The sequence below is a fragment of the Sodalinema sp. genome, from assembly GCF_046483825.1.
Lineage (GTDB): Bacteria > Cyanobacteriota > Cyanobacteriia > Cyanobacteriales > Geitlerinemataceae > Sodalinema.
In genome coordinates this window covers 1-25,729 of sequence record NZ_JAWOCL010000155.1, presented here as the reverse complement: position 1 = coordinate 25,729, position 25,729 = coordinate 1, and the positions used below count along the sequence as shown (strand labels likewise).

Here is a 25,729-nt window from a genome sequence, read left to right as displayed (position 1 = left end):
TTGGTAGTCACGATTCCGAGTCCTCAGAAGCGTCTACATCCGAGAGGCGATCGCCTTCTTGCCAAAGTCTATCCTGTAACGAGTCATCACAATGGCTATGCAGATGAATGGTGGTGGCGACGAGTTCCGCGATAATGGTGGCGCGATCATTGTCGGAAAGGGGCGATCGTAACTGGTTTAACAAATCGAGGGTCACCTGACAGTCCTCGGCCAGTTCCTCTAGGAGGCGATCGAGGGTCATATCTTGGCTTAACTGTACTCCAGTAAGGATAACTCAAACGGCGTGTTCCAGTTGAAATTATACCGCAACGCTGAGAGTTCGAGAGTTCATTATCACAACGACCCCAGCCTCAAACCCTTAGGGACTGTTCAAGATGTCATGAATAGTCTCAACAAGTTTCTGCAAAAAGTCAACAGCCTCCAAGACCAACTCCTCATTAATCTCCCAGCGTGTACCAATCTCATAGGTCGGATTGATATCCGCCTCATGCGCTATCTTATTACGTCGTTCCACAATTAAACTGAGTTGCTTCTTAATCTCTTGATGAGACCGTCCCCAAGACTCGCCGACATCTTGCCATAACGGTTTATTAGAAATCAAGCGAATTGCCTCAGCAATCTTATCAGGATGCTGAAAACTCTGATAACCAAGACGTTGACGAATTTCCAATTCCAACCACAAGGTATCCCCTAGCCGATTGCTCATCGCTTGAGAAATATAAGGGAGTAACTCTCCCAGCCTATAAGGCCCTTCTAAAAATTCTTCACCTTGACTGACGCAAATTTCATCTTCCAGCCAATCCTCAATATTTAATAGAGTTAGCCGCTCCTGTTTCACCTCTCCCAATGGAACTTGAAACCGACCAAAACCAGAGCGAGAACTGTTTCGGGATGGAGGAGGTTCAGCACGTTGACCCCGATAAATTTCCAACATTTCCAACGTAACCGCTTCATGAACATAGTAATCCAATGCACTCACCGCTAACACAAGGGCAGATCTCAGAATATCTGAAAGATCTAAAACCTGAGTAGACTGTGCTTTCAGTGAATTGTGGAGTGCAATCAGATCCCGAACACGACCGAGACTAATGTGGAACTGCACAAACGCTGACTGCATACGCCTCAGAGGTCAGTTGAATCACCTTATCCGCCAAATCCGAAAACACTTGTCGGAACTCCTCCTGTTTTTTCTGGTTCTGCGTTAAGACCTTTCCCCGTTGTTTTAACTGCTCTGGTGTTAAATCATACACAGGAGTTCGATGCTTTTGAGATAGAGCAATTAAGCTGTTAAAGTTCGCAATTTTAGTTAAGCAAAAACTCTTGTCAACTTCTGCCTCTTGATATGCTATATCGGGAAGCATGATACCTTGGTTCTTAAACGCTGGGGCAATTTTCAAGGCGACATCTTCTTCGATACGAGTAATCCACTTTTCAAATGCTTGTGTCTCCTTTCCCCTGATAATTCGAAAATTCTGAACAATAATACCCAGAAATTTTAAGTTGACATCTGGGAAGGCATAGATTGCTTCTTTAAGGATAGAAAGTGAACTAGCTTTATTGGCCCAAGCAACCCATTTGGGAATAACTTTAGCTAAAGAATCAATTGCCATAACAGAAAAGAAGTCTGCCGTGGTTGGAACAATGAAAAAGTCGCTAATCATTAACAAATTTTGGTTGATAGAGCCTAAGCTAGGACTCATATCAATCAAAATATAATCTGCCTCAAACTTCTGGGCCGTTTGTTCAAACAAATAATTTAGCGCTCCCGGTATATTTCTAAGTGCTTGAACCGAACCGCTCAGCTCTTGTGCAATCCCCAGAGTTACTTCATATTCAGCAAGACCCACATGACCCGGAAGCAGAAATAAATTGTCCTGCCCTTCAACGGGGATACAGTCAACGGGTTCGATGAGTTTAGGCTGTGACTCAAAAGCAGGCGCAAGACCGGTTTTAAGATTAGACTGGGTCTGATAAATCTTGGCAATGCGATTCATGTCATTCTCAGTTTCCTCCCGCAAAACCATTCCCGTTAGATTACACTGTGGGTCGGCATCAACCAGAATAACTCGCTTTCCTTTCGACGCAAGCATCCAGCCCAAGTTGAAGGTGGTTGTGGTTTTACTAACACCACCTTTATGATTGAAAAGTGCTATTTTTTGAGCCATAGTTCATCAGTTCGTTTGAGAAAACTTGTGAATTTAAAATATAAAATTTCTCCTCGTGACTTGGCTCCAGCCGAGTCATGTCCTTGGGGAGGCTCTGCCTCCCGAGTAGGCGGCAGAGCCGCCGGAGCGCGTGTCACGGCTGGAGCCATGACACGAGGAGGAGAACAAAACTAAAGGGGCAAGCAATGCTCACCCCTTTAGTCTAGCGATTACGCCTTCACGACAGCTTTCTCCTTCGCCTCATCCGAAGCTAAGAACTTCTCCAACTCCGTCAACGCATCCGCATCCACCTTCGTCTGCATCGGACAGAACTTCGGTCCACACATCGAGCAGAACTCCGCCGACTTGTAGATATCCGCCGGAAGCGTCTCATCATGGTATTCCCGAGCGCGTTCAGGGTCCAGAGATAACTCAAACTGCTTGTTCCAGTCGAAGTTATACCGCGCCGCCGAGAGTTCGTCATCACGATCGCGCGCACCCGGACGACGACGAGCAATATCCGCCGCATGAGCCGCAATCTTATAGGCAATCAAGCCATTGCGAACATCCTCAGCATCCGGTAACCCCAAATGCTCCTTCGGCGTCACGTAGCACAACATCGCCGTTCCATACCAACCGGCCATAGCAGCACCAATGGCAGAGGTAATATGGTCATACCCTGGCGCAATATCCGTCACCAACGGACCCAACACATAGAACGGTGCTTCGCTGCACTCTTCCATCTGTTTCTTGACGTTGAACTCGATCTGGTCCATGGGAACATGGCCCGGACCTTCGACCATCACCTGAACATCATGTTCCCAGGCGCGGCGTGTCAACTGTCCGAGGGTTTTCAACTCCGCCAGTTGCGCTTCATCACTGGCATCATGGGTACAACCCGGACGCAGAGAATCCCCTAAACTGAAGGACACATCATATTTCTTGAAGATTTCGATAATGTCATCGAAATGGGTATAGAGGGGGTTTTGCTGGTGATGATGTAACATCCAGCGGGCCAGAATACCGCCACCGCGAGAGACAATCCCCGTAATGCGATCGCGCACTAACGGCAAATGTTCAATCAAGATTCCCGCATGAATCGTCATGTAATCCACACCCTGCTGAGCGTGTTTCTCGATGATATTCAAGAAATCATCAGCGGTGAGATTTTCCACACTACCGTGGACACTCTCAAGGGCCTGATAAATAGGAACCGTGCCGATGGGAACCGGAGAGGCCTTGATAATAGCCGAGCGAATCACATCCAAGTCCCCGCCGCCAGTAGACAAGTCCATGACGGTGTCTGCACCATACTTGACCGCCAAATTGAGTTTCGCCACTTCCTCATCAATGTTAGACGAGTTGGGCGAGGCCCCAATATTGGCGTTGACCTTGCATTTCGATGCAATGCCAATGGCCATCGGTTCGAGGTTGATGTGGTTGATATTGGCCGGAATAATCATCCGTCCTCGGGCCACCTCGTCGCGGATTAACTCCTGAGGGAGATTTTCCCGCTTGGCGACATAGTCCATCTCCTCAGTAATGACTCCCTGACGAGCGTAGTGCATCTGGGATACATTACCCTGACCGCGTCGCTTAGCTACCCAGTCTGTACGCATATTGAATTTCCTCGATAAACAGCTTCCCTTCGCCGGTACTAGCCGGTCTCAGGTTCTAAGGGTGTAATCTCAGCCTGACGACTCAGGCACCCCTAGCTTGCTTAAGTGTATCGAGTCTAACATCATTGTGGGGGTGATCGAAGAGCCGCGATCGAAGCTTAAAGGTTTCTAAGGATTCTCCGCCGTCTCTGAACTCCCACAACTCCCACAACTCCCAGAAAAGGCCTCCTGCAACTCTTGGCGAAAGCGCAACATCGCCAAAAACGCCTCAACGGTTTGCCGCCAATAGGATTGAGGTTTCATCTTCGGTAACAACCTTTCCCGGAACTCCGCCTCTAAGTGAGGATTCATCCAAGTGGCGAATTGGCGAAAGGTTGCCCGCACTGCCCAATCATATTTATCCTGACTGGCGAGAATATCCTGGCAAAATCGCTGAAAAATTGCCCGAGAAAAGCCATCACTCCAGTCCCACTCACAGATCTGTAAGCGGCTTAAACTGGGGTGACGCTTACTCATCGTCTGCGGGTGGGCCTGGAGATGTGCGAGAATCCAGGCTTCGCGTTCCTCTTGGGGGAGACGGCCCAACAGACGGCGATCGCGCCCCTGAACCTCCTCCAATCGTCCCGGAATCGGCCACCGCAACAACCGCCGCCCCCACTCCACATCCCCATAACCCATCGCCGCGACAGCCCAACCCTCCAGCAACAGATCCTTCAGAGGATGATCCGCCGCCATCTGCAACCAGTCATCAATCTCGTCTCCTTGCGCCCAAACCCGAGGCGGAACTCGGGCCAACTGTTGCAAAAACCACCAATGGGGCCGAGACAGCTTCGCCGGGGCCGTCTCGCGCACCCCATCTCGCCGCATCTGAGGCGTCATCGTCTCAGGAAGGGTGACGATAATCCCCTGGGGCGATCGCCTCAACCGCCCAGCCACCCACCGCGTCACCCGTTGCACAAACTCAGACTCAGGCAATTGCGTCAGCAGTTGCGCCGCCATCTCCCGCACCTGCTGACTCTTATCCCCCAGCGCCTCCAGCAAAAACGGTTCATCCGCCGCCGTTAACCTCTGATGGAAGGTTTTGAGGTATTCCGTGCGATCGCCCGCTTTATGACGCGCCCAGACCTCTCTAACGCAATCCCTGGCCAGGGCAGGGTCTTGCCGGCGCATCTGCTGCAACCAAAACAAACGAGTCGGCAAATTTCCCTCGCGCCAGCCCTCTTGGGCCGTCACGCCCACCACAACTAACGCCCCATAAGCCCAATCCGGGTTTTGGGCCGCCAACCAGTAGCCGCGATCGCCCAAAACCGGCAACAGCAACGGCCGCAAGTTCCGCCCTTGTCGGCCAACCTCCAACAACGCCGGCAAAAACTGCGGTGGAACCCGCACCCGACAACGTTGCGCCCAACCCAGCCAAAGAGGCAATCGTTCGGGAACCTCCTCCCCGGCCAAAATCTCCTCTAGCCGTCGACTCGCCGCCGCCGAACAGACGGGCAACCTCTCCTCCGGCGCCACCCCTGGAGAATCCTCAACCTCCAGCTTAGGAAACCGTCGTCCCGCCTGACGTTGTACACTGGCGATCGCCAGCCCTTGCAAAATCTGCGCTTCTAAGCTATCACCATCAATCAGAGGTTCAATCTCCTCCGACAGCGGCACAATCTCAGCCAACGGTCGTTTTCCCAACCGTTGCGTTCCCAACAAAATCGCCTTAACCAGCGCCTCCCACACCACTCAACTCACCTCCCATCAAGCCCTCCCCAGTCTACCGCAACGAACAATGGACAATTAAGAATCAACAATTAAGTTGATTGCCTCAAAAAGTGGTGCGTTCCGGCAGTTTCAGGCTTGTCGGTTTAAGCTAAACATTAAATAAAGCCGAAACCCACCCTACCCGCCTATTGCCCATTGCCCATTGCCTCTTGCCTTCTCCCCCCTCTTGCCTTTTGCCTTTTGCCTTTTGCCTCATTAACCATGTTCGATCGCCCTCTCGGTTCTGTCATCCAAGGTTCCCTCAGTCACGGCCTAGAAATTCGTCTGCATCCCGATGTGTCTGTCGAAGAAATGCGCGTCGGCAAATTCCTCGTCGTACAGGGAAGCCGCGCCCGCTTTTTCTGTCTCCTCACCGATGTTTCCCTCGGAACCGCCAGTCAGCGTGTTTTCGCCAACCCACCCCATCCCGAAGACGACTTCCTACAAGCGGTTCTCGCCGGAAGTGGCACCTACGGAACCTTAGAACTAACTCCCATGTTGATGTTAATGACACGGGATGCCGAGGAACTGGCCCGCGTCATGTTGCAAGCCAGCGGCCAAGCCACGAATCAAAATGGACGCAAAGGCAAAAAATCCAAAAAATTAGCCTCCTTTGAAGCCAACAGTAGCGCCGAATTAGAATTACTCCCCGTCAAAACCATTCCTAGCCACTTTTCCCAAGTTTATGAAGCCCTAGAAACGGATTTTCGCTCTGTTTTTGGTTGGGAAGATGACCCGACTCGAAAAAACTTTGCGATCGGCAAACCCCTCGACATGGATGTTCCCGTCTGCATCGACCTTGATCGCTTCGTCGAACGGAGTAACGGCGTATTTGGCAAATCAGGAACCGGGAAATCCTTTTTAACCCGTCTTCTTCTCTCAGGAGTCATCCGCAAAGATGCCGCCGTCAACCTGATTTTTGATATGCACTCCGAGTACGGCTGGGAAGCCCAATGTGAAGGCAAAAATATCAATACCGTCAAAGGCTTGCGGCAACTGTTTCCCGGCAAAGTGGAAATGTACACCCTCGACCCCGAATCCACCCGACGGCGCGGCATTCGCGATGCCCAAGAATTGTATTTAAGCTATGACCAAATTGAAGTTGAAGACATTAGCTTAGTCCAACGAGAATTAAATCTCTCCGAAGCCGCAATTGAAAATGCCATCATTCTCCGCAACGAGTTTGGCAGAACCTGGATCACAGAATTATTGGCGATGGAAAATGAGCATATCCAGGTTTTTTGTGAAGAACGACGGGGCAACAAATCCTCAATCATGGCCTTGCAGCGCAAGTTGATGCGCCTGGACGAATTGAAATATATCCGCAACACTTGTCCCCAGAATTATGTCAATCAAATCCTCAATACTCTGAAAGCGGGCAAACACGTTGTCATTGAATTTGGCTCTCAGAGTAATATGTTGTCCTATATGTTAGCAACCAACGTCATTACTCGCCGCATTCACCAACATTATGTCAACCAATCCGAGCAGTATTTACAGAGTAAGAATCCCCTTGACAAACCGCGCCAATTAGTCATCACCATTGAAGAAGCCCACCGCTTTTTAGATACCGCCTCCGTGCGCAGTACCATTTTCGGAACCATTGCCCGAGAAATGCGCAAGTATTTTGTCACCTTGTTAGTGGTTGATCAGCGTCCTTCAGGCATTGATAATGAGGTGATGTCTCAGGTGGGAACTCGGATTACGGCCCTATTGAATGACGACAAAGATATTGATGCTATTTTTACGGGTGTATCGGGGGGACAGAATTTGCGATCGGTGTTAGCGAAGTTAGACTCAAAGCAGCAAGCCTTAATTTTGGGCCATGCGGTTCCCATGCCTGTGGTGGTTCAGACTCGTCCCTACGACCAAACCTTCTATACTGAGGTAGGAGATTTAGATTTAGATGACCTGTCCGACGACCATGTGGCGGAAATTTCCGAAGCCGCCAAGTTAGATTTGGGATTTTAGAGATTTAACATTAGGAAATTTTGGGGAGGTTCGGGTGATGAGTCCTTCACTAGACCAATTATTACAGCAAGCTGAGCAACTTACTCCTGAGGAGCGTTTAGAGTTAATTCGGCAAATTGCACAGGGGTTAAAAACGTCTGATACGGCTGTCAAGGCTAAACCTCGATGGAGCGATTTAAAAGGAATGGCTCCCTATCCAATGATGGGAGAAGATGCTCAAGAATGGGTTTCACGCACTCGGCGGGAAGGGGATGACCATCGAAGCCAGATGTGGCGAGGTGGATGATGAGAATTGAAACAGCCTTGGCGGGTGTATCTCGGTTGTTTTTGGATACGGCTCCTGTCATTTACTTTGTAGAACGGAATCCTCTTTTTGTCGATAGAGTCGATCCAATATTTGAGCGATTCGAGTCTGAGATTACACCAGTGGTGGGATCAGTGACGGTTGCCGAATGTTTAGTGGGTGCATTGCAGATGAGCTTAACGGATTTAGAACAAGCTTATGTAGCTATTTTTAAAAGCGATGATGTACTGTTTGTGGAGAATACCCTGACAATCTCTCAGGACGCAGCACGGATTAGAGTTCAATATAATCTACGACTTCCCGATGCCTTGCAAATTGCCGCCGCGATGGATGTTGGCTGTCAGGCATTTCTGACAAATGATGCTCAGCTAAAGCGGATAGCTGAGTTAAATATTTTGCTAGTTAGCGAGTTGGAGGTTTGAGGAAATGCAGTAGAGTATGGCTAATAGCCACCAGTCTATTCCTCTTTTGATGCGTTTACCCTGCCTATTTTTACAAATGCCCAGGCTTGAAAATGTTTTTGATTTGCGTTTATATCGGCATTTTGGGGTCAGGTACAAATATAGGAGTTTAATTCATGGTGAAAATCTCAACACAACTCAGCTTAGAGGAATTTCTAAAACAACCGGAAACCAAACCCGCCTGTGAGTTTATCGCCGGGGAGATTCTGCAAAAACCCATGCCGAAAGGACGACATAGCCGCTTGCAGGGAAAGCTTTGTCAGGAAATTAACCAACTGACGGAAGCTGCCAAAATTGCCTACGCCTTCCCGGCACTGCGCTGTAGCTTTGCGAATCGTTCCCTGGTTCCTGATGTGGCTGTGTTTCTCTGGAATGAGATCCCCTTGCTAGCCAATGGAGAGGTTCCCGACCGATTTGATATCCCCCCCAGTTGGGTCATTGAGATTCTTTCCCCGGAACAACGACCGAATCGGGTAATTGGCAATCTGTTACATTGCCTAGAACATGGCAGTCAGTTAGGCTGGTTCATAGACCCCGATGATGCCAGTATTTTGGTCTTCCTTCCCGACTCTCGACCGATGTTGAGGCAGCATCAAGACCCGTTACCCACATTAGAGGCGATTCCCTTAAGCTTAACCGCCGCTGAGGTGTTTGGTTGGCTGAGAATGGGACGTTAACCTTAAAGAGTTAATAATAGAGTGATGATGAACAACTTAAAACGCCTTTTCGGACTCGGTTTACTACTGGGACTCATTTGGACCCTCAGTAGTCCGATCGCCCTCGCAGAACCCCAGCCACCCGCCACGCCAACCATCCAACTCGCCAAAAGCACCTCGGACCGCAAACCCCCTCACGTCCCCGTGCGATCGCCCAAATCCGGGAGTTGCCAATGTCCCTACGACACCGACAAAGCCGGCCGGTCCTGTGGTAAACGATCCGCCTATTCCCGGCCCGGTGGCGAGAGTCCCCGCTGCTATAAAGACGATTAAACCTGCGCCGTCTCCTGAGAATCCTGAGTTTCCACCGACTCCGGCCCCTCGCCACGAACCGTGTGGCTCCAAGAAATCAGTTAGAATTAAGTTCCCTGACTAATTCGTTCCATTTTTCCTTGTGAATCGGCTTAAGCTCACGATCACTCTCTACCAGCTTAGAATACCTGTTCAAAAAATCAGAGCGTGAGTCAATCAACCTAAAATAATATTGAAGAGTTGGGTAAATACCATTGACGATCAGTTCACAGCCATGTTCTTCGGAAATTTCCCGAATCAAAGGCTCGATTTCTGAAACTTCAACATTTCCAGATGAAAATATACAATATCGTTGGGGGTTGAATTTGTAAATTTTATCTCTAACAACGCGAATTATTGAAGCATCAATGGTTTTCTTATGTTTTATTTCCAAGGCTTCAATCAACTGATGATTTGACCTAAAAATCTCTATATCACCTGCCGTGTTTGATGTCCGATCTGAAGCCGTATGACTTCCTAAATCTCCCAAATAACATCCGTCATATCGTTTTAGCTCCTTCATTAATATAGAAAACATAGAATAAAAGGATAGCACAGGAAGCTTAGAAGCTCCCCGTACTTTATAGGTACTCTCGAAATGTTCTTTGAGAATATCTATAATCTGCGATATCTTAATAGATTCTGGATTTTGAATTGGCTGGATTGCTATCGGCTCGTTTTCTTGTATGACTTTTTTGAGTAGTATAACTAATATAGTCTCAGCCTCTTCGGGATGGCGAACTTGAACATAATCAATGATTTTCAAAAAAGCTGTTTTAACATCTGAATTTCTGATATTACCCCGATAGTTGACTGTGTACGGCTGAGGTTGTTCTAAAGAGCGAGTTAACCAACCTGTTTCTGACATGGCTGGCAAACCTAATTTTTTTAAGGTTGGAGTAATATACTTAGTATCAATTGTTCTTCCTGAAAATCCATTCTTTAATTGCTCTTGATGGTAACGAATATCCTGTTTTTTGTGCAACATCTTATGAATCAACAACGTCACTAAAACGGTATACACACCGATGTGGCTAAGGACATTTCCAGCAATCGTTTGAATATACTTGATAATTTCCCTAGGCAACTTCGCTTGTAGTTGTTCAATACGCTTTTCTGACGCAAATAAGGATTTATCGTAAATTTCTTGAAGTTTGTCCCGATGATTTTTCTTTACCATAATCCAGGAATAGTTAGCTGTACTGGAGTTGAATCTTTAAACCGGTGTTTAAAAATGTAAGGAGTTGATGAACCTTGAAATAAATCTTGATTAACAACCGCTTTGAGCAACTTATAAATAACTGTGGTGGCTACAGAATTTCCAATCTGTTTATAAGCATCACCTAAGTTCTTAGTTCGCCTAAACTCTTCAGGAAATCCCATAATCCTATAACATTCGTTAACGGTCAATTTTCTAACTTGATCCTGGTTGGGTAAATAAATAAAAAAACGCCCTGATGATTCCTGAGACGGTAACGTCGGATGAACCCCATTCACAGAGTAAATTCGGTTGGGTTGACGGTGAACTCGCGAGAGATGTTCCGTATTCGGACGAACTCCTGTTTTCCAAATGCTTTTGTTCCGATAACCCACAAAAATCAAGCCTGACTCTTGTTGCTTCGGATTGTCAATCAATGTATATTCTGAGGGATCTAAATACTCAAATTCACCCTCCTCATCTAAGAAGTCTATCAGTTTGGGTGTTGGAAACGTAGTTTTTACTTGACTAAAGTCAAAAGGCTTATGCTTAGATGCAACAATAAACAGTCGCTCACGGTTTTGAGGAAGTCCAAAGTTTTTAGCATTCAGGACTTGATACTCTACAAAGTAATTTAAGCTTTTTAAGGCATTTAGGATAACTCGAAAAGTAGCCCCTTTATCAAGGTGTAGTAAATGTTTTACATTTTCAAGAATGACAACATCAGGACGTTTTTTTCGGATTAATTCGCAAATATAGAAAAATATGGTTCCTCGCTTATCCGAAAATCCCTGACGCTTTCCACAGATACTAAAAGGTTGACAAGGGAAGCCTGCTGTGACTAAATGAACATCGGGAAGTTTTGAAAAGTTGACTTCAGAAATATCTACATAAGGTTCTTCGCCAAAGTTTTCTTGGTAAACCTTACGACAGGCTGAGTTAATTTCACAGGAATATAGACAGTCAAAACCGGCGCGTTCTAGGGCAAGTCTAAAACCGCCAATTCCAGAAAAAATATCAGCACAAGTCCAAGATGTCATCGTCCCCGAATTTGGATGAGGTATGAATAAAATCATGCTATCACACCCTGACCAGAGCTTACTTTAATTAGGGTACTGTCTAGCAGAGAGTACCCTAATTAACAAGCGCCTAGAACGAGAAAAGACCGACGAAACAAGACCCTCAAACCTGCGCCGTCTCCTGAGAATCCCGCGTTTCCACCGACTCGGGTCCCTCGCCACGAACCGCGCGGAACATCCCAAACCGACATAACCCGGCCCCAAACGCCAACCGCATTAACAACAGCGTCGGCACTTCCCGCACTGACTTGAGAAACCCAGACACCCCGAACTGCATCCAACCCTGAGGCCGGACAATTCCCTCACGAATCGAATCAATCCAGGAGGGGAGAGTTTCCTGAGTCCAATCCGCCGTCACTACCTCACCCTCAACAAATCCCGTCTCTTGCAACAACTCCGCAAACCCTTCAATACTCGAAAACGCCGGATGAGACCATTGATCTAATAATTGTCGCATCACCGGACGTTCCCAGAAATTTAAGGGAACTTGGCGGTCATCTCGCTGATTCCAATCCGCCATCACCAAGACTCCCCCCGGCTTCACCACCCGCATCAATTCGCGGGCAAACACCGCCTTATCGGGCATATGTGGCCCCGCTTCAATGGACCACACCACATCAAAACTGCCATCGGGAAAGGAGAGATTCATAGCATCATCCACCGCAAACCGGGCATCTACCCCTTCCGGCGTTAACTCCCCCGCCCGTTGCACCTGTTGGGGGCTGATGGTAATCCCCGTCACGGAAAAGCCGTAGTCTTGGGCGAGAATGCGGCTACTGCCGCCAATCCCACAACCCACATCTAACACGGTCGTTCCAGGGGGTAGCTTGTCTAAACCGCCCCAGCGGACCATCTCATGGACAAAATCCGACTTGGCTTGTAGGAAGTCTTTAGACTCCGGCGGGGAACCGTAATGGCCCAGATGGATATGTTCACCCCAGTAGTATTCCAGGATGCCGTCTTGGGTCCATTCGTCGTAGGCGTTGGCGACGGTATCGGAGGATTGGTATTTGCGGGCGGCGTTGAAATAGGCAATCAAGCCGATCGCCGCGATCGCAACTAGGACTAAGATCAAGGTCGGCGTCATAGCAATTTAGATAGCAGTTTAGAACGAAATCGTCAGATATTGGTTCTGAAATTTAGCGCCTTTAACGGGTTTTCCTTGCAAGGCTGGGGGAAGATAGATGTTATGCCGTTGTTCTCCGGCTTCGACGGTCACTTCCGGCCCCGACTGGATCAGTTTGACGTCTTGTTTACTAAATCCCGGCAAGAACAGACGCACCGATTGGGCGGCGCTATCGACGTCCATGGGTTTAGGGGCGCTGGCAATTTGACGGCTGAAGTTGGGCAAGGCCTCCATCAGCGGCTGCCAATCGTCCCCAGATTTGGCGGGAATGGTGGTCACGGGGAGGGGGTCAAACTCATCACCGATCGCCCCGCCATTGCCCCGATTCACCAGCACTCCGCCCACAGTTAAGCCAATTTGTTGCGCTTCTCCCCAACGGTATTTAGCGACAGCCAGGGAAGCAGCGTCATCTCCGCTAACCAGATAGGCGGCGATATGAGTGGCATCGCTGAGGGCCGATTTGCCTTCATTGAGAAATTCGTCAATGCGATCGCCACTAAACTCAGTCCGACTCCAGTCTACATTCAAGACCGCCCCGCTCATCGGTTGCCAAAAAGGAGATAAGGCCCGCACAATATCCGAACCCTCCAGAACTTGCTTGAAACGGCGCAGATACCAGCCACCAATTTCAGCGATTCCTAACATTCTCAGAGTTTCGCGATCGCCGGTTCCATCATAGACAATCAGATCATACTCACCACTGCGATCATAATCCCGCACCGCACTGAGAGCGAAGGCAGCATCCATCCCTGGCAACACCGCCAACTCCTGGCCATAGACTTCCTTAAAAAAGGGAGTTTTCAGATATTGGGCTTCGAGTTTTTTCACCTGTTCCCACCCCTGTTCTAAAAGATAGGGGGTATTGAACTGCACCACCTTGAGATTAGCGGCGATGTCTGTCGGTTCCGGGGGAGTGGGCAACCCTAACAGCAGGGACAATTCCGGCCCCGATCCCTGACTCGCCAAGAGAACCCGTTTCCCTTGACTGGCCTGTTGCTTAGCGGTGGCGATCGCCAATGTGGTGCGCCCTATACCACCTTTTCCTAAAAATGTCAATATCTGGGTCATTGAACCATGGACAATCAAAAATGGACAATGAATACTACAAGAACAACGAAATAATCGTTGTTTGAAGCTTTTAATACGTCTTACTTCATCTGGCAATTATCAGAAATTCAGAGTGGGAGAGTGACCCAGTCGGGATCTCCCACCCTGGGGGAGTGCCGAGTTAAGCCAGCAGTTCCAGTTCGTCTTCAAAGAACCAGGTGGAAAAGCCACCTTCAAACTGAACCACAGCCCCGATACCGCTACCATCAACCATCTTGTAATCGGAAATGGTACCGACGGGGTTTTGCTTAATTTTGCTGACCACATCATCGGAGACGCGATCGCGAATACGGCGGACTTTAACTTTTTGACCTACTTCCATCTCAAGCTGAATCACAGTGTTTGGCTTAGACCACCCACTCAGTGTATCAGGGTTTCGTCAGTGCGTTTCCCACTCAAGCCGATTCAGAATAGTCGGCAAGGGCCAACACATAGATAGCATGGGCCACCAAAACCGCCCCCCAGGTTCCCGTCATTGGGATTAACCAGGGAGCATCCCATCGGTAGAGAATGGCAAAAAACCAAGCCCCCGAGTTGATCGCCGAGAAGAGGGCCAGATGGAAGGCTAAGTTAATGCGATCGCCCAACCGGCGATACTCAGGATCATTGCGATCAGGTTTTCGAGACCATTTAGGAGGCATACAATTAAAACAACCGGGTCAAACAACCGGGCTCAAGGACCAATCAATAGGTCAAGTGTAGTTAACAATCTGCCCGAATTCTAGGGACACCCAGTCAACCAAGCCCGAACTTTGCTGATACAATAAAAAACACAGTGGGGGGGGTGTCACCCCTCACCCCATAAACCATTAACTTGTCCAACCCTATCAACAAGGAACAGATGCGTCCAGCCGCCCGAGTTCCTTGTCCCAGAACCCATCATGTCATCTGTACCGGCTCAATCGTGGGATACCCTAGGAACTGTAGCTCGGTCAACAGACGTTGATCGTCCCATGTACAACCGCCCCAACGTTGTGAAAAGCATCATTGCCGCTGTTGAGCGTGACGACTCCCAAACCTGGGACAGTTCCGCCCAGGAATTTCCCCCCTGCGTCCGCCTCGACTTCGAGGGACTAACCCGCTTCGAGGTCGTCTGCGACCAGTATAAACGTTGGGGCGTTCGCTTCGACAATGCCATCGCCGTCACCCCATCCAATCCAGCCTATCCCACCCATTCCGGCGATATCGTCCTCATGGCGGCCCCCAAAAGTGGCTTTCTCGAACTCACCTTCGAGCGGCCCGTGCAATTCGTCTCCGGGTACGTCACCAGTTCTCGCTTTACCGCCATGTCCGCCTACAACCACCTCGGACAAACCATCACTCGGGGCGAACTCCCGGCCGCGAACCTGGCCAACTCCAACTCCGGCGTCGAACCCAACCAACAACTCATCGTGCGATCGCCCGACATTCACCGCGTCACCTTCTACGCCTTTGACGGTGAACTCGTCGTCGATGACATCAGTTTCGGATATTAATTTCAGATGAATTTCAGATTGATTTCAGACATTATTACAGACCCCCTCCCCCACATCCAATAACCCACATCAAACTGAGGCCAACAGGTCCCCCTGAATGTGATAAATTGGTCACAACTTGCATTCATGCACCCGTCCCAGCGACATCAGTACCGATATCAGTACCGACCTAAGTACCGTGGCTTCAGCTTCTCATCCCCAATCTCGCTTCAAAGCCCCCAGAGCCGCCTTTCGCCGCTCTCGTAAGTTCCCGTTGCCCTCAGGCCTCAAACGACCCCGCCTGCAACGGGAAACCCTGGCTTGGGGAACCGCTGCGGCCCTTGGCGGGACCATGCTCGTGTGGAACTGGAAACTCTTTCTGGCCACCGGAACCGGCATGAGTGCCACCCTCGGAGTCTATCTCCTCGTGCAGTCCAACTGGCGACTGCGTTGGGCCGACCTTCGCCGCTGGTTCTCCGGGTCCCAACGGCCCATCGTCCTAGCCGCCGTCACCGGAGGACTGACCACCGTCTCGACCTACATGGCCACCGCCATCTGGGTCACCTCCGACAATCACTGGATGGCCAGCGGCTTTATCCTCGAAGGACTCGCCACCCTAGCCATCTTAGGATTACTCGCCTGGCAAACCCTCCATCGAGTGTTAGGACGAGATCACGTCGATCTCAACGGAATGCTGAGCCAACTGAGCCAAGATGACCCCCTCAAACAAGTCATGGCCCTGCGTCAACTCGAACGGTGGATTCTTGGGGAACTCCTGGACGAACAAGAACAACAGACCATTCTCGATTGTTGTCGGGTCTTACTGACGCGGGATCTCGATCCCGTGGTTCGGGAGGCGGCCTTAGCCTTGCTGGCCAGTCAATCGACCCAAGAGTCCTTAACCCTCGTTTCGCCAGGACTCAACCTCAGAGTTGCCCGCAAAACCGCGAAACAGCGGCAAGCCTAAGCCGTAATGGTGGCCACCTCGATGGCCACCGTTGCCTTAACCGTTCCCTTAATTAAGGGGTTTGACACATTGAGCGGCCTGAATCCAACTCACCACATCGCCACGAGAGGGACAAACCGTCGTCTGGCGTGTCGCCGAGACACAGAGGCGCATCAACTGAGGATAAAACCGTTGAATCTGAGTTTGTCCGAGTTGTTGGGGAGAGACCACACCACAGTGCAGCACTAACCCACAATACTGATATCCCACCCCAGGAATCCGCGCTAAATCAGCTAAAACCGCCCATTTCTTAACATGATGGGCGGAAATTTTCAGTTTCGCGGCCAAATCTTCCACACCCTGGGGTTTACGAGTTTGATTCAGGAGTTGATACGTCGTTTTAATCCCACAAGACCCAAGGCGATCGCAGTCAGCGGCCTTGAGTCCCGGAATTTTGGCGATCGCCCAGTTTCCAGACGACGGTGAATCGGTTGACCTCATATGAACCATAACGCTAAACGTAAACAATATCGGTCTCGGCGGGTTTCGACGCGAACAACTCACGCCAAATATAGATAAAATGGGACTGTTTCGGGGACAATGGCTGAGACGATTCGATTAAGTGTCAAATGTACCGAAAGGCGATCGCACCATTCCATCCCTAGGGACTCTATCCTTTTCCCTGGCGATCGACTTATCCTTTAGTGTACACCACCCCAGGGGGCAGAGTGAGCAACGATGACGAAATCTCTAAGCAAAACCGGCGATCTGAGTCATCCTTAAACCCCAGACCCTAGTCCCCTAACCAATAACAGAAACTGAACCTCTATTAAACTTGCGTATTAACGGGTCTAGCCAACACTCTCAGCACAGCCTATCCCAACATCAGCATGAGACCACAGACCCAAACCATCACCCCTAAACTTGAGGATTGATAAACTCTTATGGTCAACCAACCTAGTCATTCCGGCAATTCCAGTTCCTCCAAAAACGCCAAATCTAGCAGCCATCGACAACCGCCTCCCCCACCCCCTCAACGGCGAGTCGCCAGCCAAGCCAAACCCCCAACATTTGACACCTCCATTGAAAAACTGGTGGTGACCGCCCTAGACAAAAAAGCCTCTGATATTCACATTCGCGTGGCTCATAAACCCCGCGTGCGCATTCGCGGCGAAATGGTTGAACTCAGTCAAGAAATGCTCACCACCGCCGAAATTTTCGATCAATATCTGCGAGAGATCATCCCCGCCGCCCAACGAAAACAATTTCGAGCCGAAAAAGAACTCGATACCGCCATCTTTTACCCCAATCTCGTGCGCTGTCGAGTCAACTGTTTCGACAGCCTCTCCGGAGGCGCCATGGTGCTGCGACTCATTAGCTTAGAAATTCCCAGCATCGACAGTTTACGACTTCCTCAAGTCATCAAAAAAATCGTCCAAGCCCCCCAAGGACTCGTCCTAATTACCGGACCAACAGGTTCCGGAAAATCCACCACCATGGCCGCCGCCATCCAACATCTCAATCAGAACTTTGCCAAACATATCGTCACCATCGAAGATCCCATCGAATTTGTCCACAACTCACAAAAAAGCCTAATTAGCCAGCGAGAAGTCGGCTTACATACCCACGAATTTCACCAAGCCTTGCGAGCCGTACTGCGCGAAGATCCCGACGTCATTTTGATTGGGGAAATGCGCGATCGCATCACCATCAACACCGCCCTGCAAGCCGCCCAAACCGGACACCTCGTCATGGGAACCCTGCACACCCGCAACGCCATCGACTCCGTCAACCGCCTCGTCAACCTCTACCCTCCCGACGAACAGTCCATCGTGCGCCTGCAACTCGCCGAATCCCTCGTCGCCGTCATCGCCCAACAACTCCTACCCACAACCGATCGCCAACGAGTCGCCGTCCATGACATTCTCATCAACACCCCCGCCATGAAAGATTACCTGATCCGGGGTGAAGAAGACGAAGCCTTCCACCTCATGAAAACCGACCAAATCGAAGGAATGCAAGTCCTCAACCAAGCCCTCTATCGCGAAATTCTCGATGGACGCATTACCATTGAAGATGCCCATCAAATCTCTCCCGATCCAGGAGAACTCGAACGGCTCATGCGTACCGGAGGCTACGATGCGTCCTCCTCCCCACGGGAATGGCAAGGATAAAACGGTCATACCATTGTCATCAGGGTGTCCTTACAATTATGACAAATTCCCAATTATCGGAGATTGACTCACACATCATGTCTGTTAAAAATGCCGAACAATTTTTAAAAGATGCACTTCACAATCCAGAATTAAGAGCTGCATTCGAGGACGCGAAAACGCCCCAAGACTTCTTCCAAATTAGCGAAAGCCTGGGCTATGACTTCTCCAGCCAAGATCTAGAAACCGTCATCTCCCAACATAGTCAGGGCGTCCAAATCCGGCGGCGAACCGGAATTTGGCATTGGTTGCGAACCGTCAACTGGATCGATCGCCAAGAAGCCCAATCCCAATCCACCCCCTAGGAGTTGACACTCTCCTCGCTAACCCATCCACCGACTCCCGCTCCAGCCCGAGAGCGCGGATCACCTGATCACCCGAACCTTATTCCTGCTCTTCCCCCGAAACGACTCAAACAGGATAATCTCGTTGTTAACCGTTCCATGTTATTGAGGTGAATTGACCCGTGGCGACTTGTTTTTCTCCCAGTTCAGCCCCAGTCTGGCTCCAGATCGTCCTCACAACCAGCCTAATCGGGCTTAACCTCAACCCGAATCCCAGCCAAGCTCAAACCCTTATTCCCGCCAATGACGGAACCGGAACCCAAATCATCCGCGACGGCGATCGCCACGACATCGATGGCGGGAGCCTCTCAGGAGACGGACAAAACCTCTTCCATAGCTTCGATCGCTTCGACCTCAACAGTGGAGAAACCGCCAACTTTCTCACCTCCCCCGAAATCCAAAACGTTCTCGGACGCATTGGCGGTGAAACCTCCCAAATCAACGGACTCCTGCAACTCACCGGAAGTCGCGCCAACCTCTACCTCCTCAACCCCGCCGGGATTCTCTTCGGCGCAAACGCTCAGCTCAATCTGCCCAGCTCCTTATTCGCCACCTCCGCCGCCGCCGTGACCTTCAACAACGGCATCTTTAACCTCCTCGATACCCCCGACTATCAGACCCTCACCGGCGCTCCCACCGGCTTTCAATTCAACGGTGGCGGGGCCATGACCAGCCTCGCCCCCCTACAAGTCCCCGATACCCTGGCCCTGCTCGGAGGAGAGGTCAACGCCAGCGGCGATCTCAGCGCCGGACAAGTGCTAATTCAAGCGATTCCCGGAGAAGCCACCCTCCGCATCAGCCAACCAGGATTTGTCCTCAGCCTCGACCTCTCCGGGACCCCCGAGAGCCTCACCGACTTCCCAGAACTCCTGACTGGCTCCGATCGCGAGGGAGGCGAGGATCGCACCCTCGACACCTCCGGCGACGTTCCCCGCATCCAATCGGGTAATGTCAACATCGGCAACATCAACCTACAACCCCCCAGCGGCGAAAATCGTCAAGGCGTTGTCATCGACGCCGGCGGAACCCTCAGCACCGGCAACATCAACAGTTCCAGCGGCGACGGCGGCGGAGCCATCCGCTTACAGTCAGACGGAACTCTAACCACCGAGTCCCTCTTTTCGGGAGGGGGTGAGATCAGCCTCAACAGCGCCTCCGGCTCAATTCAGGCCGGCAACATCAGCGCCACCAGTGTCTCCGGTGGCGATATCAGCCTCAACGCCGCCGAAGATATCCGCACCGGTTCCCTCGATAGCGAAGGCCTAGGGGGTGCCGGGGGCAACATCAGCAGCCGCGCCGGAGGAGAGGCCGAAATCCTCTCCGTCGATGGTCGCGGGACCACCTCCGGCGGCGACCTCAACCTACGCCAATCTCGCCTACGAGTTCCCGGAACCGTGTCCTCGGGCCTGATTATCGATGAAGATCTCTCCCTGGCCACCTCAGACGGGGGAACCATCCAAGTGGAACTGACGGAATTTGGCGTTCCCTTTGAAGTGGGCAACCCGAGCGTCAGTGGCAGTTCCAGCAGTCTCAGCACCGAGAGCGATCGCCTCGATGCCCCCGCCACCTCCATTCCCGGAACCTTCAGCCAAGGCACCATTACCCTCACGTCCCCCGAAGCTCCCCCAGAGCCACCCCCCCAGCCGGAAGAGACTGAAGCCAGCGAGGAGATCGAACGGCTACAACGGATTCCCGGCCAAGAGATCGCCCAGATTGAAAGATTCGAGACCCCTCTCAACCCTGAAATTAGCTACACCAATGATTTCAGCAACTACTTAGACCTAGAGCCGACCGTTGCCGTCAGTTTAGATGACAGTCGCGCCCTGTTAACGGACATCGAAGCCGAAACCGGTCAAAAACCGGCCCTAATTTACCTACAGTTTCTCCCCAGCGTTCAACTCGATCGCAGCCAAAAGAATCTCAAACAGATCGGCTCAGGACTCTTGCAAATCGAGACAGATCCCCTCAATGATGGCTTGGAAATGCTGGTGGTTACCGCTGACGGAGAGCCAGTTCGCGTTGTTCTCAATGACGTGACGCGATCGCAAGTGATGGAAGCGGCCTTCGAGTTGCGATCGAACCTCACCAACCCTCGCCTACGCCGGAGCGATCGCTACCTTGACGCCTCACAACAACTCTACGACATCCTAATTCGTCCCCTCCAATCCACCTTCCAAGCACGAGAGGTGACCAATCTCACCTTTATCTCCGACGAAGGATTGCGCACCCTACCCCTCGGTGCCCTACATGACGGCGAACAGTTCCTCATCGAACAGTACAACATCGGCTTAATTCCCAGTTTGAGCCTCACCGATACCCGGCGTGGCAACATCCAAAACACCCAAGTCTTAGCCATGGGGGCCTCGATTTTTCCCTTTAACGACAACCTCAGCCCCCTTCCCGCCGTATCCACCGAACTCGATACCATCAGCCAACAACTCTGGCCGGGAGTCAGCTTTCTCAACGAAGACTTTACCATCGAGAACCTACGCCGCCAACGACAACAAACCCCCTTCGGCATCATCCACCTCGCCACCCACGGCGAATTTATCGATGGAGATGCCAGTAACTCCTATATCCAACTCTGGGATGAACGGCTCAACCTCAACGAAATTCGCCGCCTCAACCTCAACCGTCCCCCCGTTGAACTCCTCGTCTTAAGCGCCTGTCGCACCGCTGTGGGTAGTACTGAGGCAGAATTAGGATTTGCCGGACTGGCCGTGGCCTCAGGGGCCAAAAGCGCCCTAGGCAGCTTATGGTATGTCAGCGACGATGGAACCCTCGGCCTAATGACCGAGTTCTATACCCAACTGCGTCAGGCCCCCACCCGCTCTGAGGCCATCCGTCAAGCCCAAATTGCCCTGTTAAATGGCGATGTCCGGGTTGAAAACGGTCAACTGATTACCTCGGAATTAACCTTCCCTCTACCCGGGGAACTGGCCGAACAAATCCCCGACCGAGACTTTAGCCATCCCTACTTTTGGTCAGCCTTTAGTCTCGTCGGTAATCCTTGGTAATCGTATCCCTTCTCGACTATCCCGAGCCGGAATCGCCTTCAGGAGTCGCCATCGCCTGAGTAACCGCCGTCTGGCTGACGGTTTGATAGACCTCTTGAAAATAGCCTCGTAGCTGTTCGAGAGCGGCTGTTTGCGCTAAGGAGGCGTTTCCCGTCTGGGAGAGAACCGGAATCGGGCCGAGAACATCTAAGACGGTTTCCTGCGTCGGGGGAGGCGTAATCACCACTAACGAGGGGTCGAGAGCCTCGTCATAGGTCCAAAATTGTTCAATTCTCAGGGGAGGGGAGGACGCGACGGCCTGCGGCGGCTCCTCAGATGGCTGACTGGGAAGAGAGTCGGAGACATCGGCCCGTTTTTCGCGCAGCGCGGCGATAATCTCCTCTTTACTGCGGCCTCGCAACTGGAAGAGCAGAAAGGGATCTTCACCGAAGCGATCGCCGAGAAGATGATAGACCGCAATAATATGTTTACAGGGGTTCGCTTTATCGGGACAAGAACAGCGCGATCGCACCTCTTGCAAACTAAAGGGAAATAACCGCAAGCCATTGGCCGCAAACACATCTTCAATGTTGGTGGGCATTTCTCCGGCTAATAATTTCGCTGAATGGAGCGCCTGTTCTGATAAGGTATTCACCACATATTGCCAATCTTCATTGCTAAAGGCATCGAGCCAAATTGACAATTCATAGGGCTTATCTTCACTCCCTTGAACCGTAGCCAAAACCTTTTTATCTTCAAAGCGAATCGTTAAGACATTCCCTTGTCGTGCGTAATTTCGCCCTCGTTCTAGGCGTTTTTTGAAGCGATATTTTTGCAACAGATCGAGCCATTGCTCAACCCACCATTCCTGTTCTTGATTGCCATTTAATCGCTCTCCAGAATAGACCATAATTTTATCATTTGTTGTGTTTAACTTCTGTTTGATTCGTTTTCGTTTCCGCCCCTCGTGACTTGGCTTCAGCCAAGTCATGCCCCTGGGGAGGCTCTGCCTCCCGAGTGCAGGCGGCAGAGCCGCCCAACGTCCGTGTCATGGCTGGAGCTATGGCACGAGGAAAGGGGAAATGGCTGGAGGCATGACACGAGGAAACCCTTATCTTAACCGATGATTAAATAACAACAATCACCGGGTATACAACGAATCGCCTACCCAACAAATCCTACAACCAATTGCCGACCAAAATAAAAGGTGACCAATGGAACGGATGAGAATACTCCGGCGATCGCAACAACGTTAACTGAGCCTGACGAAGAGCCTCAGCTTTCGTCAATTGCGGTTGCTCCTGTAGAATCTGATAAAAGGTTTTCATCAACTGCGCCGTTGACAAATCCCCCACAGACCACAACGTCGCCAACGTACTTTGCGCCCCAGAGCGTACCGCAAACCCCGCCAACCCTAACGCGGCGCGATTATCTCCAGCCGCCGTTTGACAGGCACTCAGCACCAATAACTCAATCCCACTGGCCAGATTGGGATCTCGGGACTGTAACAACGCCGTCAGTTGATTCACATCCAACCGTCCATCCCAGGTGACCAAAAAGGTCTCATCGAGATCCGAACTAAACTGGCCGTGGGTTGCCAAATGCAACACCGAGAACCGGCCCCGATTAAAACTTTCTTGCAAATCCGACGTGGTGAACGTTTCATTAATCAGCACATTCGCCGATAACTGTGCCGAAATTTGTTCAACTTCCTGCTCAACCCCCGGTAGAGCCGAGAACCCCTGACGAGACGCAGATAACCCACCCATCAGAACCGTTTTCTCAGTAACCAAACCCTGCTGGGCCTGAGATAACAACCGTAAACTCGGCGCAACAGCTAAGCCGTAGCGTTCAATCAAATACCCGTCCCCATCATGCAACACCGCCATCGGTAAATTACGCAATTTGCCATCGAGAACAAAGACGAGGGTTTCGGGTTGCTGTTGACGCAGTTGTGGCTCTAGGGGGCGAATCAACCAATCATAGAGCTGTTGGGACACCGCCAAACGGCGCGACTCGGGAAAAATTGGGTTTAATAGTTGCGCCAACTCATCGAGGCTTTGATTCACCTGCTCCTGAGGAAGCGCTGTTTCGGCATAACTCAGGGGCTGGCCCGGAATCGAGAGAATCACCGCCAATCGTTGGGGCAAAATGATGGGATAGAGGGTGGCTGCATCGGCGTCAATCTCATCAATGGCCACCGGCTGGGTATCTAAACAGGCTTCCCGGAAAAAGTCATCGAGTTCCGCCAATTGCAAAGCCTCGACCACTTCCCGAGCCTGTCGTAGATTGGCTTGGGGAATTTCGGCTTGGGGGCTATCTCGCGTTAGCAGTAAATCGACTAATTCACGATAGATGGGTTCAACCTGATCCCGGAAGGAAAACTGAGCCTCGGGGTCAATACTGACGAGATCCTGGCGTAACCGTTGGATATTGACGATCGCACTGTTGTAAGCATCGATCGCCCCGGCGCGATCGTCACGCGCTCGTAAGATGCGTCCAAGCTGCCATTGCCAACGGGCTTGCAAATCCGACGCATCGAGAGCTTCACTCAAGGCCAACGCCCTTTTGGTGAGAGATTCGCTCTCGGACCATTGCTGATTTTGCTCATACAACTGTGCCAATTGTCCCATAGCATAGGCTTGCGCCCGGCGATCGCGAAGCGTACGGGAACCGTCATCGCCGAGGTTTTTTGCCTGTTCTACGGACTCGGCGAGCAATTGGGCGATGGGGTAGCGATAGGGGAGTAACGGGGCAATTTCAGCCTCTGAGGCGGCGCTCAGGAGGGGATTTAACCAAGCCTGGGCCAGATGAATGCGGGCATAGATACTGCGGCGACTTGCGGGTAAGTCTTGCAAGTCTGCTTGCAGGGAGGGGAATTGGTCCTGAAATTGAGCGATCGCCTCAGGGGTAGCGGTTTCGAGAAGCAGATGCCAACGATTGATTTGGGCCTCAATCCGAGTTAAAGGAGTCTCAGACCTCGCAGCTTGCTCATAATAGGAGAGAGCTTGCGCCACCTCTCCCCGCTGCCGAGCGACATTGCCTAAGGCCGTGAAAATGGGGCTGCGATCGAAGTCCTCGGCCAGCGAGTCAGCGGTGGTTAGACTCTCGCGAAGCACCTGATCGGCTTCGTTGCTGTTTCCCAGGGCAAGTAAGCTATTGCCTAAGTTCAGCAGGCCAATGACCTTAATCTCGGAATTGGGGAAGCTTTGGAGGTGATCCAAGGCCTGATCGAGTTGCCGCCGCGATCGCCGATGATGGCCCAACAATTGTAAGCCCTGAGCGCGGGAGACTTGAGTGGCCAAAACCCCTAAATCATCCTCGGCTTGAGCATACCAATCGGCGGCCTGTTCCCAAGCTTCAATGGCGGCTTCCCCTTGTCCTTGGTGATAATGAAGCGTTGCCAGACTATTAAACATACGACCATAGACATGAGCGGCCCGAGGATCGTCCACGGCATCCTCTAGGCTGGCTTGGGCCTGATTTAAGCGCGATTGAGCGATCTGCCATTGGCCGAGATCCCCCGCCGCTGTTGCCAAATAGGTGTGAGCCAGAGCTTGCTGTACTGGGACTTGCAGCCGTTGCGAGAGTTGGAGCGCTTCCTCCCAGGCGGCGATGGCCGCCTCAATCTGTCCCGCCTCATAGCGATCGCGCCCCAAGTCCATCCAGGTGGCAATGGAGGAATCAGAGACATCAGACTCAGAAACAGGAGACGGGGACTGAGCCAGACTCGGGTGAGGCAAACTTGAGAGAATCACCACAAGACTACAGGCGATCGCCCCCATTAACAGGTGACGAACCATTCGTTGAGAACCAATCATGAGGGTATTAAAGACGATTAAATTGGACTTCAATGAGACGATTTACGGAACCATCGCGGCGTTGAGCCTGCACCCGAGTTAAGCCAACGCCCGCCGTGACTCAAACAACAGTCAATCCAGCATAGCCGAAGTTCGATCGCGATCGCCCCGAGAACCGCCGGGCAGGCCCCGCGCCTGAACGCTCGCCTGA

At 51.2% G+C, this 25,729-nt stretch carries 24 protein-coding genes and 1 riboswitch; of the genes, 10 read left to right on the top strand and 14 right to left on the bottom strand.

All coding sequences use genetic code 11. The features are described 5' to 3' along the window. Window positions 1-7 precede the first annotated feature (7 nt). The 5 genes from R6U67_RS10175 to R6U67_RS10155 form a co-directional block, all read right to left on the bottom strand. Complete coding sequence (locus tag R6U67_RS10175; protein ID WP_410252436.1) at window positions 8-241, bottom strand: hypothetical protein; 234 nt, start codon at window positions 239-241, stop codon at window positions 8-10. 117 nt (window positions 242-358) lie between these two features. Beyond that, window positions 359-1,117, bottom strand: coding sequence for a HEPN domain-containing protein (locus tag R6U67_RS10170; protein ID WP_410252435.1), 759 nt, complete (start codon window positions 1,115-1,117; stop codon window positions 359-361). Continuing rightward, complete coding sequence (locus R6U67_RS10165) at window positions 1,086-2,165, bottom strand: ParA family protein (RefSeq protein WP_410252434.1); 1,080 nt, start codon at window positions 2,163-2,165, stop codon at window positions 1,086-1,088. Before R6U67_RS10165 ends, R6U67_RS10170 begins: the two co-directional genes overlap by 32 nt. Window positions 2,166-2,374: 209 nt before the next feature. Then, window positions 2,375-3,763 (bottom strand): phosphomethylpyrimidine synthase, encoded by a 1,389-nt coding sequence (gene thiC / locus R6U67_RS10160; protein ID WP_410252433.1) that lies wholly within the window; start codon window positions 3,761-3,763, stop codon window positions 2,375-2,377. Between the two features lie 7 nt (window positions 3,764-3,770). Beyond that, window positions 3,771-3,867, bottom strand: a riboswitch (TPP riboswitch). Between the two features lie 64 nt (window positions 3,868-3,931). Then, window positions 3,932-5,494, bottom strand: a complete 1,563-nt coding sequence (locus R6U67_RS10155) for a DUF5691 domain-containing protein (RefSeq protein WP_410252432.1) — start codon at window positions 5,492-5,494, stop codon at window positions 3,932-3,934. 240 nt (window positions 5,495-5,734) lie between these two features. Here R6U67_RS10155 and R6U67_RS10150 point away from each other — a divergent pair, with 240 nt between their 5' ends. The 5 genes from R6U67_RS10150 (at window position 5,735) to R6U67_RS10130 (ending at window position 9,237) form a co-directional block, all read left to right on the top strand. Further along, window positions 5,735-7,483, top strand: a complete 1,749-nt coding sequence (locus R6U67_RS10150) for a helicase HerA domain-containing protein (protein WP_410252431.1) — start codon at window positions 5,735-5,737, stop codon at window positions 7,481-7,483. 37 nt (window positions 7,484-7,520) lie between these two features. Further along, window positions 7,521-7,769 (top strand): hypothetical protein, encoded by a 249-nt coding sequence (locus R6U67_RS10145; protein WP_410252430.1) that lies wholly within the window; start codon window positions 7,521-7,523, stop codon window positions 7,767-7,769. Further along, window positions 7,766-8,209: a type II toxin-antitoxin system VapC family toxin gene (locus tag R6U67_RS10140; RefSeq protein WP_410252429.1), complete on the top strand. Its 444-nt coding sequence runs from the start codon at window positions 7,766-7,768 to the stop codon at window positions 8,207-8,209. Before R6U67_RS10145 ends, R6U67_RS10140 begins: the two co-directional genes overlap by 4 nt. Before the next feature lie 155 nt (window positions 8,210-8,364). Then, a complete protein-coding gene (locus tag R6U67_RS10135) occupies window positions 8,365-8,925 on the top strand; it encodes a Uma2 family endonuclease (protein WP_410252428.1) in 561 nt (186 codons plus the stop codon). A gap of 24 nt (window positions 8,926-8,949) precedes the next feature. Continuing rightward, window positions 8,950-9,237 (top strand): hypothetical protein, encoded by a 288-nt coding sequence (locus R6U67_RS10130; RefSeq protein ID WP_410252427.1) that lies wholly within the window; start codon window positions 8,950-8,952, stop codon window positions 9,235-9,237. A 76-nt stretch (window positions 9,238-9,313) separates the two neighbouring features. Here R6U67_RS10130 and R6U67_RS10125 read toward each other — a convergent pair whose 3' ends face one another. The 6 genes from R6U67_RS10125 to R6U67_RS10100 form a co-directional block, all read right to left on the bottom strand. Beyond that, window positions 9,314-10,435, bottom strand: coding sequence for a hypothetical protein (locus R6U67_RS10125; protein ID WP_410252426.1), 1,122 nt, complete (start codon window positions 10,433-10,435; stop codon window positions 9,314-9,316). Beyond that, window positions 10,429-11,493, bottom strand: coding sequence for a DNA cytosine methyltransferase (locus R6U67_RS10120; RefSeq protein ID WP_410252425.1), 1,065 nt, complete (start codon window positions 11,491-11,493; stop codon window positions 10,429-10,431). The genes R6U67_RS10125 and R6U67_RS10120 overlap by 7 nt, the downstream gene beginning before the upstream one ends. Before the next feature lie 142 nt (window positions 11,494-11,635). After that, window positions 11,636-12,619: a methyltransferase domain-containing protein gene (locus tag R6U67_RS10115; protein ID WP_410252424.1), complete on the bottom strand. Its 984-nt coding sequence runs from the start codon at window positions 12,617-12,619 to the stop codon at window positions 11,636-11,638. Between the two features lie 18 nt (window positions 12,620-12,637). Then, window positions 12,638-13,726 (bottom strand): ArsA family ATPase, encoded by a 1,089-nt coding sequence (locus R6U67_RS10110; protein WP_410252423.1) that lies wholly within the window; start codon window positions 13,724-13,726, stop codon window positions 12,638-12,640. 160 nt (window positions 13,727-13,886) lie between these two features. Beyond that, a complete protein-coding gene (locus R6U67_RS10105) occupies window positions 13,887-14,087 on the bottom strand; it encodes a DUF2862 domain-containing protein (RefSeq protein ID WP_068790842.1) in 201 nt (66 codons plus the stop codon). Window positions 14,088-14,160: 73 nt separating this feature from the next. Continuing rightward, entirely contained in the window at window positions 14,161-14,406 is a 246-nt protein-coding gene (locus R6U67_RS10100) for a hypothetical protein (RefSeq protein WP_410252422.1), read from the bottom strand. 240 nt (window positions 14,407-14,646) lie between these two features. Here R6U67_RS10100 and R6U67_RS10095 point away from each other — a divergent pair, with 240 nt between their 5' ends. Together R6U67_RS10095 and R6U67_RS10090 are read left to right on the top strand one after the other, a co-directional pair. Then, a complete protein-coding gene (locus R6U67_RS10095; protein WP_410252421.1) occupies window positions 14,647-15,240 on the top strand; it encodes a hypothetical protein in 594 nt (197 codons plus the stop codon). 118 nt (window positions 15,241-15,358) lie between these two features. Beyond that, the gene (locus R6U67_RS10090; RefSeq protein WP_410252420.1) at window positions 15,359-16,186 is read left to right on the top strand and encodes a hypothetical protein; all 828 of its coding nucleotides are present in this window, start codon (window positions 15,359-15,361) and stop codon (window positions 16,184-16,186) included. 48 nt (window positions 16,187-16,234) lie between these two features. On the opposite strand, the gene R6U67_RS10085 is transcribed toward R6U67_RS10090, so the two are convergent. Further along, complete coding sequence (locus R6U67_RS10085; RefSeq protein ID WP_410252419.1) at window positions 16,235-16,666, bottom strand: DUF4332 domain-containing protein; 432 nt, start codon at window positions 16,664-16,666, stop codon at window positions 16,235-16,237. Between the two features lie 443 nt (window positions 16,667-17,109). Here R6U67_RS10085 and R6U67_RS10080 point away from each other — a divergent pair, with 443 nt between their 5' ends. From R6U67_RS10080 to R6U67_RS10070, 3 genes are all read left to right on the top strand, one after another. Further along, entirely contained in the window at window positions 17,110-18,339 is a 1,230-nt protein-coding gene (locus R6U67_RS10080) for a type IV pilus twitching motility protein PilT (RefSeq protein WP_410252418.1), read from the top strand. A gap of 77 nt (window positions 18,340-18,416) precedes the next feature. Continuing rightward, window positions 18,417-18,683 carry a Nif11-like leader peptide family natural product precursor gene (locus R6U67_RS10075; protein WP_410252417.1) on the top strand — a complete coding sequence of 89 codons (267 nt, stop codon included), beginning with the start codon at window positions 18,417-18,419 and terminating at the stop codon, window positions 18,681-18,683. Window positions 18,684-18,844: 161 nt separating this feature from the next. Continuing rightward, window positions 18,845-21,739: a CHAT domain-containing protein gene (locus R6U67_RS10070; RefSeq protein ID WP_410252416.1), complete on the top strand. Its 2,895-nt coding sequence runs from the start codon at window positions 18,845-18,847 to the stop codon at window positions 21,737-21,739. Window positions 21,740-21,755: 16 nt separating this feature from the next. On the opposite strand, the gene R6U67_RS10065 is transcribed toward R6U67_RS10070, so the two are convergent. After that, window positions 21,756-22,628 (bottom strand): SWIM zinc finger family protein, encoded by an 873-nt coding sequence (locus R6U67_RS10065; protein WP_410252415.1) that lies wholly within the window; start codon window positions 22,626-22,628, stop codon window positions 21,756-21,758. Window positions 22,629-22,896: 268 nt separating this feature from the next. Next, window positions 22,897-25,539 carry a CHAT domain-containing protein gene (locus R6U67_RS10060; protein ID WP_410252414.1) on the bottom strand — a complete coding sequence of 881 codons (2,643 nt, stop codon included), beginning with the start codon at window positions 25,537-25,539 and terminating at the stop codon, window positions 22,897-22,899. Window positions 25,540-25,729 lie beyond the last annotated feature (190 nt).

Coding starts and splice junctions, on each gene's coding strand:
- R6U67_RS10170 (WP_410252435.1), bottom strand. CDS start 1,117: ATGCAGTCAGCGTTTGTGCAGTTCCACATTAGTCTCGGTCGTGTTCGG.
- R6U67_RS10110 (WP_410252423.1), bottom strand. CDS start 13,726: ATGACCCAGATATTGACATTTTTAGGAAAAGGTGGTATAGGGCGCACC.
- R6U67_RS10105 (WP_068790842.1), bottom strand. CDS start 14,087: ATGGAAGTAGGTCAAAAAGTTAAAGTCCGCCGTATTCGCGATCGCGTC.
- R6U67_RS10130 (WP_410252427.1), top strand. CDS start 8,950: ATGATGAACAACTTAAAACGCCTTTTCGGACTCGGTTTACTACTGGGA.
- R6U67_RS10115 (WP_410252424.1), bottom strand. CDS start 12,619: ATGACGCCGACCTTGATCTTAGTCCTAGTTGCGATCGCGGCGATCGGC.
- R6U67_RS10175 (WP_410252436.1), bottom strand. CDS start 241: ATGACCCTCGATCGCCTCCTAGAGGAACTGGCCGAGGACTGTCAGGTG.
- R6U67_RS10150 (WP_410252431.1), top strand. CDS start 5,735: ATGTTCGATCGCCCTCTCGGTTCTGTCATCCAAGGTTCCCTCAGTCAC.
- R6U67_RS10095 (WP_410252421.1), top strand. CDS start 14,647: ATGTCATCTGTACCGGCTCAATCGTGGGATACCCTAGGAACTGTAGCT.
- R6U67_RS10125 (WP_410252426.1), bottom strand. CDS start 10,435: ATGGTAAAGAAAAATCATCGGGACAAACTTCAAGAAATTTACGATAAA.
- thiC (WP_410252433.1), bottom strand. CDS start 3,763: ATGCGTACAGACTGGGTAGCTAAGCGACGCGGTCAGGGTAATGTATCC.
- R6U67_RS10135 (WP_410252428.1), top strand. CDS start 8,365: ATGGTGAAAATCTCAACACAACTCAGCTTAGAGGAATTTCTAAAACAA.
- R6U67_RS10060 (WP_410252414.1), bottom strand. CDS start 25,539: ATGATTGGTTCTCAACGAATGGTTCGTCACCTGTTAATGGGGGCGATC.
- R6U67_RS10165 (WP_410252434.1), bottom strand. CDS start 2,165: ATGGCTCAAAAAATAGCACTTTTCAATCATAAAGGTGGTGTTAGTAAA.
- R6U67_RS10120 (WP_410252425.1), bottom strand. CDS start 11,493: ATGACATCTTGGACTTGTGCTGATATTTTTTCTGGAATTGGCGGTTTT.
- R6U67_RS10140 (WP_410252429.1), top strand. CDS start 7,766: ATGATGAGAATTGAAACAGCCTTGGCGGGTGTATCTCGGTTGTTTTTG.
- R6U67_RS10085 (WP_410252419.1), bottom strand. CDS start 16,666: ATGAGGTCAACCGATTCACCGTCGTCTGGAAACTGGGCGATCGCCAAA.
- R6U67_RS10065 (WP_410252415.1), bottom strand. CDS start 22,628: ATGGTCTATTCTGGAGAGCGATTAAATGGCAATCAAGAACAGGAATGG.
- R6U67_RS10080 (WP_410252418.1), top strand. CDS start 17,110: ATGGTCAACCAACCTAGTCATTCCGGCAATTCCAGTTCCTCCAAAAAC.
- R6U67_RS10145 (WP_410252430.1), top strand. CDS start 7,521: ATGAGTCCTTCACTAGACCAATTATTACAGCAAGCTGAGCAACTTACT.
- R6U67_RS10100 (WP_410252422.1), bottom strand. CDS start 14,406: ATGCCTCCTAAATGGTCTCGAAAACCTGATCGCAATGATCCTGAGTAT.
- R6U67_RS10075 (WP_410252417.1), top strand. CDS start 18,417: ATGTCTGTTAAAAATGCCGAACAATTTTTAAAAGATGCACTTCACAAT.